The 16,055-nt window shown below is 41.3% G+C and carries 12 protein-coding genes; 4 read left to right on the forward strand and 8 right to left on the reverse strand.

Features of this window, described 5'->3' with window-relative positions; genetic code table 11:
- Positions 1 to 213: 213 nt before the first annotated feature.
- The 4 genes from BTO08_RS00590 to hemL form a co-directional block, all read right to left on the reverse strand.
- A complete protein-coding gene (locus BTO08_RS00590; protein WP_242446219.1) occupies positions 214 to 3,600 on the reverse strand; it encodes a response regulator in 3,387 nt (1,128 codons plus the stop codon).
- 298 nt (positions 3,601 to 3,898) lie between these two features.
- Positions 3,899 to 4,921 (reverse strand): 16S rRNA (guanine(1207)-N(2))-methyltransferase RsmC, encoded by a 1,023-nt coding sequence (gene rsmC, locus BTO08_RS00595; RefSeq protein ID WP_105059481.1) that lies wholly within the window; start codon positions 4,919 to 4,921, stop codon positions 3,899 to 3,901.
- Between the two features lie 145 nt (positions 4,922 to 5,066).
- Positions 5,067 to 6,152: an AI-2E family transporter gene (locus tag BTO08_RS00600; RefSeq protein WP_105059482.1), complete on the reverse strand. Its 1,086-nt coding sequence runs from the start codon at positions 6,150 to 6,152 to the stop codon at positions 5,067 to 5,069.
- Between the two features lie 347 nt (positions 6,153 to 6,499).
- Positions 6,500 to 7,810, reverse strand: coding sequence for a glutamate-1-semialdehyde 2,1-aminomutase (hemL, locus tag BTO08_RS00605; RefSeq protein WP_105059483.1), 1,311 nt, complete (start codon positions 7,808 to 7,810; stop codon positions 6,500 to 6,502).
- Positions 7,811 to 8,135: 325 nt separating this feature from the next.
- Between hemL and clcA the strand changes: the two genes are divergently transcribed.
- Together clcA and erpA are read left to right on the forward strand one after the other, a co-directional pair.
- Entirely contained in the window at positions 8,136 to 9,539 is a 1,404-nt protein-coding gene (clcA, locus tag BTO08_RS00610; protein ID WP_105059484.1) for a H(+)/Cl(-) exchange transporter ClcA, read from the forward strand.
- 61 nt (positions 9,540 to 9,600) lie between these two features.
- A complete protein-coding gene (gene erpA, locus BTO08_RS00615) occupies positions 9,601 to 9,942 on the forward strand; it encodes an iron-sulfur cluster insertion protein ErpA (RefSeq protein WP_005369727.1) in 342 nt (113 codons plus the stop codon).
- 77 nt (positions 9,943 to 10,019) lie between these two features.
- Here erpA and BTO08_RS00620 read toward each other — a convergent pair whose 3' ends face one another.
- Positions 10,020 to 11,237: a peptidoglycan DD-metalloendopeptidase family protein gene (locus tag BTO08_RS00620; RefSeq protein ID WP_242446220.1), complete on the reverse strand. Its 1,218-nt coding sequence runs from the start codon at positions 11,235 to 11,237 to the stop codon at positions 10,020 to 10,022.
- Positions 11,238 to 11,450: 213 nt separating this feature from the next.
- On the opposite strand from BTO08_RS00620, the gene tyrS reads away from it, so the two are divergent.
- Both tyrS and BTO08_RS00630 read left to right on the forward strand, forming a co-directional pair.
- A complete protein-coding gene (tyrS, locus tag BTO08_RS00625; protein WP_105059486.1) occupies positions 11,451 to 12,638 on the forward strand; it encodes a tyrosine--tRNA ligase in 1,188 nt (395 codons plus the stop codon).
- A 212-nt stretch (positions 12,639 to 12,850) separates the two neighbouring features.
- Complete coding sequence (locus BTO08_RS00630) at positions 12,851 to 13,471, forward strand: DedA family protein (RefSeq protein ID WP_105059487.1); 621 nt, start codon at positions 12,851 to 12,853, stop codon at positions 13,469 to 13,471.
- 52 nt (positions 13,472 to 13,523) lie between these two features.
- Here BTO08_RS00630 and BTO08_RS00635 read toward each other — a convergent pair whose 3' ends face one another.
- The 3 genes from BTO08_RS00635 to BTO08_RS00645 all read right to left on the reverse strand — a co-directional run bounded on the left by BTO08_RS00635 (position 13,524) and on the right by BTO08_RS00645 (position 16,032).
- Positions 13,524 to 14,135, reverse strand: a complete 612-nt coding sequence (locus BTO08_RS00635) for a trimeric intracellular cation channel family protein (RefSeq protein ID WP_045083709.1) — start codon at positions 14,133 to 14,135, stop codon at positions 13,524 to 13,526.
- A gap of 98 nt (positions 14,136 to 14,233) precedes the next feature.
- Positions 14,234 to 15,076 carry a vitamin B12 ABC transporter substrate-binding protein BtuF gene (gene btuF, locus BTO08_RS00640; protein ID WP_105059488.1) on the reverse strand — a complete coding sequence of 281 codons (843 nt, stop codon included), beginning with the start codon at positions 15,074 to 15,076 and terminating at the stop codon, positions 14,234 to 14,236.
- The gene (locus BTO08_RS00645; RefSeq protein ID WP_105059489.1) at positions 15,076 to 16,032 is read right to left on the reverse strand and encodes a cobalamin biosynthesis family protein; all 957 of its coding nucleotides are present in this window, start codon (positions 16,030 to 16,032) and stop codon (positions 15,076 to 15,078) included. Before BTO08_RS00645 ends, btuF begins: the two co-directional genes overlap by 1 nt.
- Positions 16,033 to 16,055: the final 23 nt, after the last annotated feature.

Raw genomic sequence — 16,055 nt, forward strand, 5'->3', positions numbered from 1 at the left:
AAAAAACAGTTTTATTCGATGAATAAGAATAAATTTTCGTACGAAAGGGCATATAGCTATGGTGCTAGATGAAGGCTTATCTGAGGTCATTATTTGCTTATGGATGTAATCTTAAAGAGGTAATAAGAGGGATAGCTTTCACATTTGTATATTGCTGGCATAAAAAAGGCTCCCTTAAGAGCCTTGATATATTCAGAATTAAATAATACCTAATCAACTAGTACTAATTGTATGGTGTAGTTTGTCTCGCATTGCTACAACATGCTGACGCTCTACTGTTGTTTGAGTACAGCGCTCTAGTACGTAATCCATTGTGTTGATTACTGTTCGCCAACGTGGTGTTTTTGGTAACGTATCGATATGTAGATATTTATCAAGGGTACGTGTTTGTAAGGTGCTGCGATCAAGATAGACTCGCCACAACCCACTTTCTTCTGCTAATTCAAATTTGGTTTTCTTAGCATCATTTTCCCATAATGAAAGAGTCATCGTCATCGACTCAACCATAAGTTGACGAATAAGATCTCCTTTATTTTGTCCGCTACCATCCAGCTTATCAGCCAAGCGTGTGAATTCACCACCAAGCTCTCTAAGTTGTTGTAAGTTATTTTTGTCGCCGTTAAAAGCAAACTCTGACAACATATCAACAGCATTTTCTAGTAAGCCTATACGATGATCTGCCGAAGGACCTTGGTTGTCAAAAACAAACATTTGTTTAAGTCCTGATTCTTCAGGAAGGTTAATAATATCGGTTGATAACGTTTGGATCTCATCATTAATTATGAAGCTTAACTTGCCACTGTAATGGTGGCTTTCGTTAATACCTATCGGTAGCTCTGTGGCGATAATATCCGAAATTGTATGGCGCTCTAGTTGCTCTGGTGGACGTTTAAATAACTTACCAGCGGCACTGTTAACATAGCGAATACGACCTTCATTTTGTATACAAATAATCGCTTCACTTGTCGAGTCAAGGAGCCCGAGTAAGCGGCTTTGTGCTTCAATTAAGCTGACTTCTACTTGCTCTCGACGATGAATTTCTTGCTGTAAGCTTTGGTTCTTTTGCTTTTCATGTTCAGTCTTACTGGCTTGTAGGTAAGCTTGAATACGAGCAATTAACTCTTCTTTATTAAAAGGTTTAGTTAAATAGTCATTAGCCCCACACTCAAAGCCTTTGATGCGATCTTGAATTTGCCCAAGTGCAGACAACATCATTATTGGTAATTCAAAAATCGAGTATTGCTTTCTTAATAGGGTACAGACTTCGTAGCCACTCATCTCGGGCATCATAATATCGAGTAAGATCAGATCTGGACGTTGTTGTTGGACAATATCTAATGCCTGATGGCCGCTCTCTGCTGTTTTTACTCGATAGCCAGCAAGTCGTAGAAAATTATTTAAAATCTGAAGGTTTACGGGCTCATCATCAACCACGAGAATAAGATCACCTTCAGGATTTTCAGGTAAATTGGTGCTTTCACAACTTCTGGAGTCTAGCGCTGGTACTTGGAAGTGCTGAAGTATTGAGTCATTAGATATCGCATTGATTTGCTCATTAGTAGCAAGATTTAAGGTAAAGCTAAAGGTTGTGCCAATCATAGGCTGACTGCTTACATATAAGCGGCCACCCATTAATTCAATAAGTTGACGACTAATTGATAAGCCTAGACCTGCGCCTTGTCGGTAGTTTGCCGAATTTGAGTTTGCTTGGATGAGAGGCTCAAAAATATGTTCTAACTGTTCACTTGGAATTCCTTGTCCCGTATCGACGACTTGTACACGTAATTGCTGTTCTAATACTGTGGCAGAGATAATGATCTTACCTTCAGATGTGTACTTAATCGCGTTACCGACAAGGTTATAAAGTACTTGTTCTAAACGTTGCTCATCGGCATCAACGAGTGGCAAATCTGCTGGAATTTGATTAATGATCCTTACCGGTTTGTTGCCAAGTAAATGACTAGAAAGCTCCAGTACTAATCTCACCGCTGCGGACAGATCAATCGCATGGCGATGAATATCTAAATCGCCATAACGCATTTTGTGGTAATCCAGTAGATCATCAACAAGGTTAGTTAAACGTTGTCCACTGTTGATGATCATTTCTAACTGACGACGTTGAGAATCTTTTACGGGTCCATTCGCTCCAGCAAGTAAAGATTCTGCAATACCCACCATGCCATGAAGTGGGGTGCGTAATTCATGGGATGTGGTTGCAAGGAATTCATCTTTAAGTTTATCTGCTGTTTGTAGCTCATTGTTTTTCTGTTTGATAATCTTAAGGCTTTGTTCTAACTCGTCATTTTGAGTTTTTATTAAACCTATTTTTTCGCGAATAGATCGCTGCATACGTGAAAAGCTTATCGCAAGACGACCAATTTCATCACTACGTTCAGTGCCTTCAATGACTTGGTCTAAATCGCCACCAGAGGCTTTTTCTGCTGCCCAAGTTAACCGCAGTAATGGAGCTGTAATTGAATTAGACAATAAGTGAGAGGCAAAGATCACCAAAATAATAGCGCTGATCATTGCTACGCCGAATATTTTTTCTAGTTCAGTAATACGAGCAAAAGCTTCTTTTTCTGGTAGTTCAACGACTAATGCCCATTTATTGTTAAGGATATCGAGTGGTGAAAAGGCACTCAATACTGAAATGTTATCGTAGTTTTTAAAGCTACCCACACCAGATTTACCAGCCAGTGCCTCCCTGATACTTTCACTTTTTAGCGTTGCGGGAACCCCCGTTTCTGCAGAGAAACGCAGTTTGTGATCTTGACCAATCAATAAGGTTTGAACGTAATTCGCATTATTACCAAGATCTTGAATAAGCTCAGAAATCGCCTTATTACTTAACTCCATAAAGACATAACTGTGTAAGTAGCCTTGCTGAATGATCGGTGCGGCGAACCATGCGGTTGTGTCGTCTGTGTTTGCTGATTGACTAAAGTCGGTAAATGTAACCGGTACTTGATCAGGTTTAGCCTGACTTTGTTTGGTTTTTTCGGTAATCGCTTCAAAGGTTTGTTTTAATGCTGGTGATGCTTGTGCGTTGGTAAGTAAATTGACGCCAAATAACTGGTGATTGTGAACGGAGTAAACCACGTTACCAGAACGATCAACTAACATAATGTCTTTGAAGTCAGAGCGTTTTAAATACTCTTTATAAACAGCGTTGTAGCGCTTATACATTAAACGATAGCGCTCATGCCCTACATAAGTCGTTTTATTATGGGACTCATTTTTTTTGGTGAGGGTTTGTGAGAAATAATGAGCACGTCCTTGAGATGCAAGTTGCTGCTCTATGTCTCCGAGTTGATGGTAAGCACCGACTAAGCCATAAAAACGACCACCACTGTTATTCGATAATTCAGAGCGAGCGAAACTCTTCACCTCGGATTCTTTCGCTGCGAAAAAGCTATAAAGTTGCTTTTGCTTATTATCACGTAAAGAAGCTAGGTGATTGATACTTTGTTCAGCAAGATCTTTGGTATGAGAGTTTAGAAAATATAAAGCAGATAAAACCAAAGGGGTGATGCTAAGCACAATAAAGGCCAACATTAACGTATGTTGGAGACGTTTAAATCGTTTGGTATTCTGCATTCCGGTGCCTGAATAAAATGATTATCGTTCGATTTGGATTGAGGAACAGTGACTAACGTTAAATTATAAAACGTTTTAAAAGTGACGTTTTTAACAATTTTTCCGTTCGTTAGAAATCACTAAGTCCATATATATTAATATAATACTGCTTATACTCACTTATTTAAAGTGATCAAGTACAGCGATAATGAAGCGTGTCGTAAAACACAGAATTAACGGTTTTGACGGAGTTTTGATTATAAAAAAGGGACAACAATGTCCCTCTTTAGATAAATGTTCCGTTAAAATCAATTAACGGTTATTTGGTTGCGGCGTAAATATTAAATTTATTTGTTTTTGCCGTAATGTTGCACTCACCAAGGCTTGCTTCAATTAATGGCGGATATTGTAAGAAGCTGTTAGCTACAATGACGAGCTGACCGTTATGGCTAAGGTATTGTGGTGCATCATTAATAAATAGCTCAGTAGCGGCATAAAATGTTTTTAACCCAGCATGGAACGGTGGGTTGCTGATCAAGAACTGGTATGGGCCCGTTAACGTCTTATATACATCGGTAGCGGTGAACTTACTCGCTTCAAGGTTATTGACCTTAAATGTTTCTTTTGCCGATTCAATGGCTAACGCACTGATATCACACAGCTCTAAATCAATAGTGGGGTATTTAGCTTTCATCACCGCGCCAATCACACCAGCACCACAGCCAAAATCTAATACTTTGCCGTGTAATTTAGGCAGGTTGTTAAGCAGTAATTCTGAGCCTTTATCAAACTCACCATGGCTAAATACGCCAGGTAATGAGCGAACAGTAAGTTGTACGCCAGCAATATCGATAGGATAACTACGGAACCAATCTGATAAATTAAAGGCTTTTGGCGTGTTATCACAACGTCCCCAGTAAAAACTGCAGCGACGTGCCGAATCATATTTGTTCAGTGGGCCATATTCTGCAAAGAGTTTTTCTGCACTGCGAACCCCTGAGCGGTTTTCACCAACGATACAAATTTCAACGCCAGTACCGAACTTATTCAGTAGCATAGTTAATAAGTAATCTGCTTCTGCTTTTGCTTTAGGCCAGTAAAGCAGGATCATATCGATATCTAATGTTTCTGTTAATTCAGCACCGAAGTAACTACTTACATTATTAAAACGTTCGATATCTGAGTAGAAGCCATAGTTTGTGGTAAATACCGATACCGTTTGAGCGGTTTGACATAGCTCTGATGCGAAGGTATCACTTAATTCGCCAGCGATAAGGACTTTACGGTTTTCAAAAAACTCAGATTGACGAGCAACAACCTGGCTCGCGGCGCAATAAGACATGTAACTGGCCTCAATGTAGACATCATAAATTTGGGAGCGAATTGTTCCATAATTATGTGCAGTTGAAAAGAAATCAGCAGTAGAGAGGAAGATTGAATAGAAGAAAAATGCCGCCCTAGAATAGAGGCGGCATTGTAATGACGGGTTAGTGAGAATCTTGTTGTTCTAAGAAGTCTTTAAATTCAACTTCATACATTTTAAATAACACGAGTGTTACACCAAAAATGATTGGACCGTAAATCATACCGATCAAGCCAAATAATTGGATACCCCCAATGATTGAGAAGAAGATCAGTAGGGTATTCATGCTTGAACTGCCTTGCATCAGCAATGGACGGACAACATTATCGATCGAACCGACGACAACCACTCCCCAACCCGCTAAGAATAATGCCCATTCCCATTGACCGACTAACAGTAAGTATAGAGATGCAGGTAGCCAGATCAGTGCGGTACCTACGACAGGGATTAATGAAGCAAAAGCCATCATTGAGCCCCAGAATAGCCCAGGAAATCCGCATAGCCACATTGCAAAACCACCGGCTAAACCTTGCGCGACAGCGGTTAAAAATGAACCAAGTACGGCAGATTTTGCGACTTGTTCAACTTCTTCCATAATCGCATCTTCTTGACTACGAGACAGTGGGATCACATGGCGGATCGCGGCAATCATCTTGTCGTTATCACGTAGCAGGAAGAACAGTACAAATAGCATCATCATAAAGTTAACCAATATGCTAGTAGCGTCTCCAAGAATACGTGCACTAATGTTTATTGCTTGAGAGCCCACCTGAGATGCTGTGGTTGCAATTTTCTGAATGATGACCTGAGGATCAAAATCATGGAACGGCGAGTATTTATCAATATAGAACAATACTTTTTGAGCGTAAGGATGAGCAAATAGCTCTTTCGGGCCACCGGATGTGATCCATTGATAGCTTTCTTTAGAAACGGTTGTACCTTGATGAACAATGGATGAAAACACCACAAGTAGTGGGATCACAATAATGACGGTTAGCACAAAGCAAGATAGCATTGCAGCAGTATTTGCACGGGTTGGCATTAACGCTAATAAACGTTTATGTAGCGGTGCAAAGAGTAATGAAATAATAAAGGCGAGAACAATCGGCCCTAAATAAGGTTCGATGAGTTTGTAACTGGCAAATGCAGCAACAAATAAAGCAATAATAAGGAGCCAATGGCGTGGCTCGATTTTAAATGGCTGTGGCACTGTATGTATCCTTTAATTAATAAGCGTCTTCATTACTGCTGTTATTGATAAAGATTATCATTATAATCATTGTCGCTATAACTTATCGATTATACCCTTTATCGCGGAGATGGCTTATGGGATGTTGTAATTGTGGCTGTGATGACAAAAAAAAGCGCAGACCACCGATTGCACTAATTATTTTAGTCATCATGGTACTGCTTGCGTTATATTTTTGGCAATAACCTTAGCCTTGAGCTGTGGCTATAGTTAAATACAATTTCTGTGTTTTAGATACTAAAATAATGTCATAAAAAAAGGTCACTAATTGTGACCTTTTTTATTTTTATTTATTTCAGCTTTCTGAATTATTCAGGGCTGTTTTCATGTGCAAGCGTTGCAAAAGCAAAATCAGCCGCTTCAAGTGTTGCGTCAATGACTTGATCTGTGTGTGCTAGCGACGTAAAGCATGCTTCATATGCAGAAGGTGCAAGATATACACCTTTCTCTAGCATTAAATTAAAGAAACGCTTGAAACGTTCTACATCGCATTTCGTTACATCGTCGTAGCACGTTACAGTTTCTTGATCAGTAAAGAAGAAGCCAAACATTGCACCTACTTGATTAACTGTCAGTGGAACACCGTGCTTATCTGCTAATGCTTTAAAGCCATCAGCAAGACGTTTAGTGGTATGAGCTAAGCGTTTTTCATTACCATCTTCAGTTAATACACTTAAACACGCATGACCTGCCGCCATTGCAACAGGGTTGCCTGATAGCGTACCCGCTTGATAGACAGGACCTGTTGGTGCAACAAATTCCATCACTTCACGACGACCACCAAACGCACCAACTGGCATACCGCCACCGATGATTTTACCTAGTGTTGTTAGGTCTGGTTTAATGTTGTAGTAGCCTTGAGCACCGCCTTCAGATACACGGAAGCCTGTCATTACTTCATCAAGAATTAATAGTGCGCCAAATTCATCACAGATGTCGCGTAGTCCTTCAAGGAAGCCCGGTACTGGTGGAATGCAGTTCATGTTACCCGCAACAGGCTCAACGATAATACAAGCAATCTCTTCTGGGTGAGTTGTAAACGCTTCACGTACAGAATCTAGATCGTTATAGGTTGCTGTTAGGGTATGTTTTGCAAAATCTGCAGGTACACCTGGTGAGCTTGGTTGACCTAGGGTTAATGCGCCAGAGCCTGCTTTAACGAGTAGACAATCGGCGTGACCGTGGTAACAACCTTCAAATTTTAAGATCTTATCGCGACCAGTAAACCCGCGTGCCAGACGAATAGCGCTCATGGTTGCTTCAGTACCTGAGCTCACCATGCGAACCATTTCCATCGATGGTACTAGTTTAGATACAAGATCTGCCATGGTGATTTCCATTGCCGTTGGCGCACCAAAACTTAAACCTTGTTGTGCTGCATCGATCACTGCATCACGAATAGCGGCATGGTTATGGCCTAAGATCATTGGACCCCAAGAGCCTACGAAATCGATGTATGCATTGCCATCAGCATCAAAAATATAAGCACCATCGGCACGCTCAATAAAGAGTGGTGTGCCACCAACACCGGCGAATGCTCTCACTGGAGAGTTAACGCCACCTGGAATTTTTTGTTTTGCTTTGGCAAATAAATCAGCCGATTTGCTCGTTTTGCTCATTGTGAGGTCCTATATAAAATAATCAGGCGTAGATCCAATCCACATAGTTTTCTGTCCTAGGGATTGTAGGCCAGAGAAGTGTGTAGATTGTTATTAGTCTATTGTACCTAAAAGGATGTAATATAGGGAGGGCGATTTATGGTGGTTATTTGCGCGTATTGAACAATTAAATACAGCAACATTGCTATACAAGTCACAGTTGCAAAGCTATTTTTCAACATTAGCAGTATAATAAACGCCCATCTTGGATTACTCTTCCAAATCCAATAGTTTCATTTATCCTTCCTGCATTCTATATGCAATCTTTTGACAATACGGCCGAAAAATGACTGATAAAACGCATGGGATTCACATGCCTCCTCATCTTCAACCTCGCGTTTTGGTAAGGCAATTGCTTAACCGTGATAAAACGCCTGTCTCTGTTCTATTTTTATCAGCGATTGTCGGTATTTTAGCGGGCTTAGTCGGAACCTTGTTTGAAATTGGTGTTAACTGGGTAACCGATCAACGTACAGAGTGGTTACGTGATGAAATAACCAGTGTACTTCCTCTGTGGCTTGCAGCGTTTATTGTCAGTGCTTTTCTTGCCTTTGTTGGTTATTACCTTGTTAGTCGTTTTGCCCCTGAAGCTGGTGGTTCTGGTATTCCTGAAATTGAAGGTGCGATGGAAGAAATGCGTCCTGTTCGCTGGTGGCGCGTGATCCCAGTGAAATTTTTCGGTGGTTTAGGTGCGTTAGGCTCAGGTATGGTACTGGGTCGTGAAGGTCCAACCGTGCAAATGGGCGGTAATATTGGACGAATGATCTCTGATATTTTCCGTTTAAAAGATAAAGAAGGTCGACACTCTTTACTCGCAGCTGGTGCTGCAGGTGGCTTAGCTGCTGCATTTAATGCCCCAATGGCGGGGATCATGTTTGTACTTGAAGAGATGCGTCCGCAGTTTCGTTACAGTTTAATTTCGGTGAAATGCGTAATGATCTCTGCGGTGATGTCAAATATCGTATTTCGTCTTTTACGTGGCCAAGAAGCGGTTATATCTATGCCGCAATATGACGCTCCTGCACTGAAATCATTATGGTTATTCTTAGTGTTAGGGATGCTATTTGGTGGTTTCGGTGTCCTATTTAATCGCATGATTATTTTTGCGTTAGATAGCTTTGTTAAAATTCACCGAAATGAGCGTAAGCGTTACCTTATCACTGGCGCTTTAATTGGCGGTTGCTTCGGTTTACTTCTGTTGTATTTCCCAGAATTAACCGGTGGCGGTATTTTCCTTATTCCTCATGCGACTAACGGTGATTACGGTTTAGGTATGTTAATGCTGTTGTTCTTTGCTCGTATTGCAACAACATTACTGTGTTTTGGCTCCGGTGCACCTGGTGGTATTTTTGCCCCAATGTTGGCGTTAGGGACATTGTTTGGCACTTTCTATGGCATGATCACACAAGGCATTTATCCTGATTTAGGCATTGATCCGGGACTATTTGCAATCGCTGGTATGGGGGCGCTTTTTGCTGCAACGGTACGCGCGCCTATTACGGGGATTTTGCTTGTTATTGAAATGACCAACAACTATCACCTAATTTTACCATTGATTGTTACGACTCTCGGTGCGACTATGCTTGCTCAAATGTTAGGCGGCCAACCGATTTATTCGCAGTTGCTACACCGAACAATTAAAAAAGAGCGTTTACGTCATGATTCTCCAACAAGTGAGCCTAATACTTGAACAACATAGTCAGGTATTGGATAATCAGCATAATTAACGGAAGTGTGTGAGAGGTTTTGTAATGAGCGATGCTAATTTGCCGCTAACTTTTTCTGATGTTGCAGCGAATAAAGTAAAAACACTGATCGCTGAAGAAGAAAACCCGAATCTAAAGCTACGTGTTTATATCACTGGTGGTGGCTGTAGTGGCTTTCAATATGGCTTTACTTTTGATGAAAAAGTAAATGATGGTGATATGACCATTGAAAATAGCGGTGTAACGCTAGTGGTTGATCCTATGAGTCTCCAGTACCTAATGGGTGGTACAGTTGATTACACTGAAGGTCTAGAAGGTTCGCGTTTCTTTGTTAACAACCCAAATGCAACAACGACTTGTGGTTGTGGCGCATCATTTAGTGTTTAAATGTTGATTCAATAGCTTTTGAGCTAAATAAAAGCCGACAATATGGATTGTCGGCTTTTTTGTATCTAAACAAATGCTTAGTTTAATAATATGTCATTATTAGCAACCAATGTGCTCAATTGCTGAATATGTTCAAGTTGTTGTTTAGCTTGCTTTTTAAACGTTACTTGCTCGTTGCCTGATAATGAATTGGCTTGCGGTAAATCTACTGTGCGAGGGTTTTTATGCTGACCATTTACCAAGAATTCATAGTGTAGGTGAGGGCCTGTGACGCGACCAGTACCCCCTAAAGTACCGACAGTATCACCCTGTTTTACTCGTTGCCCTTTTTTGACCATACGCTTAGTTAAATGCAGGTATTTGGTGACATATTTAGCACTATGCTTGATAAAAACGTAGTTACCGTTGTATTTGTTATACGCCGATTCTAACACAACACCATCACCTGCAGCCCAAATCGGTGTACCTACAGGAGCAACATAATCAGTGCCTCGGTGTGGCTTTACTTTTCCTGTAACGGGGTGGAGACGACGCGGATTAAAATTTGAACTGACATAACGGAAGTTTACAGGAGAGCGCAAGAATGCTTTACGCATGGCTAGCCCGTCTTTATCGTAATATTTGCCGTCGTTATTGCGAACTGCGGTAAAAGTTTGCCCCATATTGGTGAAGGTTGCGGCTAAAATCTCACCGCGATCGACTGGATTACCATCTAAATAATGTTGTTCAAATAACACTTCAAATTTATCACCAGCTCGAATATCGAGAGCAAAATCAATGTCCCAACCAAATAGCGCAGCAATTTCCATGATCTGATTGGCAGTTAATCCTGCTTTATCTGCGGCACTCCAAAAACTGGTTTCAATGGTGGCATGAGAGAAATTGGTATGCGTTTCAATTTCTTTTTTATCCATTTCACTGGAAAAGGTATTGCCATCGTGGCGAACAATCAAGGTTTCTAAATGATTACGAGGTTGGCGAAGCTCAACTAACTTCCCTTCCTTATTAAAGCCAAATTTCAGGATGTTACCTGGGCGAAGTCTTTCTAATTGTTTGGTATTGGCATCGGTATTGATAAGAGAATGTAGTGTTTTACCATCTAAGCCGATGTTATCAAATGCGATCGCTAAACTTTCACCACTTTCAATAACGTGCTTTTTCCACGTAAGCTCATCTGTTTTACCTTTACCTGAAAGAGGTGTCACCGAAGCGGTTGCAATGGCAATAGGGTAAGGTGTACCAATTTTAAATTTGCGCTCAACATGAGAAGCGGTTTCTTGCTGGGAACTCGGCATTATCGCAAGCCCTAGCATTGCTATGCCGATCAATATGATAAAAAAGATGTTCTTCCGTGGAAAACGAGGTGATGAAGTTCCTTTCATACTAAATTTTTCACATATATTCCGAAAAAATAAACGGCCTTCAGTCTAACTGGTTTCAAAAAAGCCTGCTATTCAAGTAAGATGGTCGGCTTATTATTTTTGCCAATTTTGTGGGAGCGAACAAGAATGGCCAGCATTGAACAAGCACTTATTGAGATAAAACGTGGGGTAGAAGAACTTATCCCAGAAGCCGAGCTAATTGCAAAGCTAAAAGAAAACCGTCCATTACGTATTAAATTAGGTGCCGATCCTACGGCGCCAGATATCCACCTTGGACACACGGTTATTCTTAATAAGTTGCGTACTTTTCAGGAATTAGGCCACGAAGTCACTTTCTTGATTGGTGATTTTACGGGTATGGTCGGCGATCCTACCGGTAAGAACACGACACGTCCGCCACTAACGCGTGAAGATGTATTACGCAATGCGGAAACGTATAAAGAGCAGGTATTTAAGATCCTTGATCCTGCCAAAACTACGATTGCGTTTAACTCGACATGGTTATCAGAGTTAGGTGCAGAAGGAATGATCCGTTTAGCGTCTAATCAAACCGTTGCTCGTATGCTAGAGCGTGACGATTTTAAAAAGCGTTACGGCGAGAATCGTCCAATCGCTATCCATGAATTCATGTATCCATTACTACAAGGTTACGATTCAGTAGCAATGGAAACAGATGTAGAGCTAGGCGGTACTGATCAGAAGTTCAACTTGCTAATGGGTCGTGAGTTACAGAAATCGCATGGTCAAAAACCACAGGTTGTACTGACGATGCCATTGCTGGTGGGTTTAGATGGCGTGAAGAAAATGTCTAAATCTGCGCATAACTACATTGGTGTTGCCGATGCGCCAAGCGATATGTTTGGTAAGATCATGTCTATCTCTGACGATCTGATGTGGAGCTACTTTGAATTGCTTTCATTCCGTCCAATGGATGAAATTGCTCAGTTTAAAGCCGATGTCGATGCTGGTAAAAACCCACGTGATGTGAAGTTCTTATTAGCAAAAGAGATCATTGCACGTTTCCATTCAGAAGAAGCAGCAGAAGCGGCATTGCAAGAATTCATCAGTCGCTTCCAAAAAGGTAACCTACCTGATGAAATGCCTGAGTTTGAATTCGAAGCCGGTCTTCCTATTGCGAATTTATTAAAAGAAGCAGCACTGGTTAACTCAACATCTGATGCAATGCGTATGATCCGCCAAGGCGCTGTGAAGCAAGATGGTGAGAAAGTAGAAGACACGAAACTGGTACCGACTGCTGGCAACTATGTTTTCCAAGTGGGTAAACGTAAATTTGCTCGTGTGATGATTAAATAATCACATTTATCTCGCAGCGTTATTCAAATAAAAAAGGATGCATTTGCGTCCTTTTTTATTGTCTATCAAATAGTCTTAATTAATAATAACTTGGCTTTAAATCTTAATGTTTGGTGGTTTATGAAAGCTTACTTTCTAGCTTTGATCATTATGCCGACGACAAGAGACAAGCTACTATAAAAAATTACTCTTCATTTTTATATCGACTGGCTATGGAATCGATTCAACATATTATTACTGATCTCACCCCGCTGCTGCAGCAATACGGGTACTATATTCTGGCATTGGCAATTGCTGTTGAAGGTATGGGGATCCCAGCGCCTGGTCAGTCGTTATTAATCGTCGCGAGTTTATTGGCATCGTCAGGTAAAATGTCGTTACCTATGGTGCTATCTGTTGCTTGGGCAAGTAGCTTTATTGGTAACAGTATTGGCTACTTTATTGGACGCCAATTTGGTCATATCTTAACGAAGAAAGAATGGATTAAACCGCGAACGCTGACCAAGTTACATCAGTTTATTGACCGCTATGGCATGCTAGGGCTTGTGATCAGTCGTTTTGTTGAAGGCATTAAACAGTTCATGTGTATTGGCTGTGGTATTGCGCAAATGCCAATTCAACTTTTTTTATTAGGTAACTTCTTAGCGGTAACGATCTGGCTATTGGTATTTGGTGTGGCTCCTGCTTATCTACATGACGAATTAGGGCCTATTTTAGCCTTCTATCATAAATATCAGATGCAATGTTGGTCTGTCGTCGTTGTACTTGCTTGTATACTTGGATGGTGGCTTGTCCGTCGATTCAAGCGTCGTAAAATCTCGATTGAAGAATAAGTTAGCCTTGTTTGTATCACATTAAAAAACCGCCAGTGTTGGCGGTTTTTTGTTAATTACGCAGTGCAAAAATAGGTAGAGACAGATTCCACTTAATGGCTGCAAGTCTTATGGTGAGTGTAGTAAAGATACCGATCACTGCAGCAACAGAAGGCAGTACGCCTAAAGATAAGCCTATGGTGTGTACCATACCACCTAGAATACAGGCTGTTGCATAAACCTCTGTACGTAATACCATTGGTATTTCTCGTCCGAGTACATCTCGGATCACGCCACCACCACAACCTGTTATTACACCCATGATCACAGCAACCATTGGCGATGCACCATAACGTAATGACTTTTCGACACCGATAGCAACAAAGACTGCTAATCCAATCGCATCAGCGACAGGAAGAAAATACCATGGCATCCGTTTTGGACGTTGAGTTGCGAGCATAGTAATAATGCAGGTAATAAAAATCACCCATAAGTAATTGGTATCTTTGATCCAAAACACAGGGGTAGCACCTAGTGCCATATCACGAATAGTGCCGCCACCAATAGCTGTTACGCTGGCTAGCACGACAACGCCAAAAGGATCCATGCGTAATCGTCCTGCCATGAGTACTCCCGAGGCTGCAAAGATTGCAGTACCAAACATATCGAGAATATAGATGAGCATGTTTATCCCTATTTAATAGAAAAGGGGGAAAGTAGGCAGGCGATTGTACTGCCTAAATAGCTAGGTACAACTATAAAATCCATCTTTAGTGAGGTTATTCACAGCAAAGGTGAGGTGTTTCTTGCATTATCCAGTAGTTGACACACTTGCTTTACGGCTTTAAGAGTGCGAAGTGTAGGGCGGTTTAACCAATCGCTATTGAGTTGATAAAGCTGATGATTATCAACTGCAGGCAGTTTTCCTTGCCACTTTAACCATGGGCTATTTTCTTTTGATGTTGCATGACGTGAACCGAAAATGACGCTAGGTTGGCGAACAACAACTTGCTCTTGATTGACTTGTGGGTATGCCGCGGTGCTGGTGGCAAAAATATTTTCTCCACCGCAAATATCAAAGACAGGACTCGGCCAGTTGCCATCTGAAATCGTCAACATAGGGCTATCACTTAATTGATAAAAGTAACGTACAGGAGACTTGTTCTGATAGCGTGCTTTAATTTTGGCGAGTTGTGTTTTAAATGTTGTAGCTGCAGTAATCGATTGACTTGGATCATCAGCAAATTTACCCAGTTTGATAATCGTATCTGCAATATCGGTTAATTGCGTTGGATTTGAATAAAAGATCTTAATCCCAAGTTGTTGTAAGCGAGCCATTTCACGACTAGGGTTCCCTCCTTTCCACGCCAAAATTAAATCAGGCTTTAAAGTAAGAATTCGTTCCATTTTAATGCCGCGATAATTTGCAACACGTTCTAATTTTTTCGCCTGATCTGGGTAGTCACTGTAATCACTGGCGGCAATCAGTTTATCCCCCAAGCCCGCACTGTAAGCCAGCTCCGTCATGTGTGGCGATAAGCTAATAATGCGTTGAACAGACTGTGATTGTTCTGCAAAGGCTGAGGTGAATGGGAATAGAACCGCAATGAGAAGTAGGAAGCGCATTAAGCTAGTCCGTGAAAAATAATTAGTAAGCCGCTTTCGATAATGATCCAACACCATAAACGACTTGTCATTAATTGCTGAATTTGTGCAAGGTGTAACGATGCGGGGGCAATTTTCCCTCCGATACGCGGTCGTTCCATTTTCACTTTGTTGTACATCGCGGGGCCGCCAAGGGATAAAGACAGTTTATGTCCGGTTGCGGCTAATAACCAACCCGGCCCTGGTAGCTGCCAATTTTCACCTTGCTGCATTAAACCATGAAAAGCATTTTTGGCATTTTGGCCAAGGGTAATTAATAGAGCAAACAGGCGAAGCGGCACAATATCTAAAATAAGTGCGATGCGAATCGCAGGTAAACCAAAAAAGCGGAACTGTTCACGGCTTGGTGACCAAGATCGCGCAAGACTAATGGCTAAACGATACATAATCGCCGCAATACCACCACCAATGGCATACCAGAATAAGACGCCAATGACATTACGGCCGTAACCAAGTAATAGGGTTTCAGCACCCGCTTTACCTAGTCCAAGTAATGATAAATTTTCAGTATTACGATTAACGTGATCGGCTAATAACTCACGGCATCTGCCTTTGTGTTCAAGGTTATAGGCTTGGTTAAATTGTTTGCCTAATTTAGCCGATGTTTGCCAGTCTATTGCCATCCACAATAGGGTCATTTGGAAAATCGTTTGATACCAAACCAGTTGGCTAAAAGCGAACAATAAGATCAGTACCGTGCCTGACATTAAAAACCAAGCAAGTGAGCCTGCGAGAATACGTTGAGAGGGATTCTCTTTCGGGTGATTAACACGCTCTGCAATGAGCAGTGCGAGACGTTGCCAAATAACAATGGGGTGAAGCGGGTAGGGAATGGGTAAAACCCAATGCAATAATAACGCTCCCCACAAAGCGAGTAGGGAGCTATTAGTTGTGAGTAACGCAACAAGTGATTCCATCATCCGTGACAGCTATTCTCGTT

It is taken from the genome of Photobacterium angustum, assembly GCF_002954615.1.
GTDB classification, from domain to species: Bacteria; Pseudomonadota; Gammaproteobacteria; order Enterobacterales; family Vibrionaceae; genus Photobacterium; species Photobacterium angustum_A.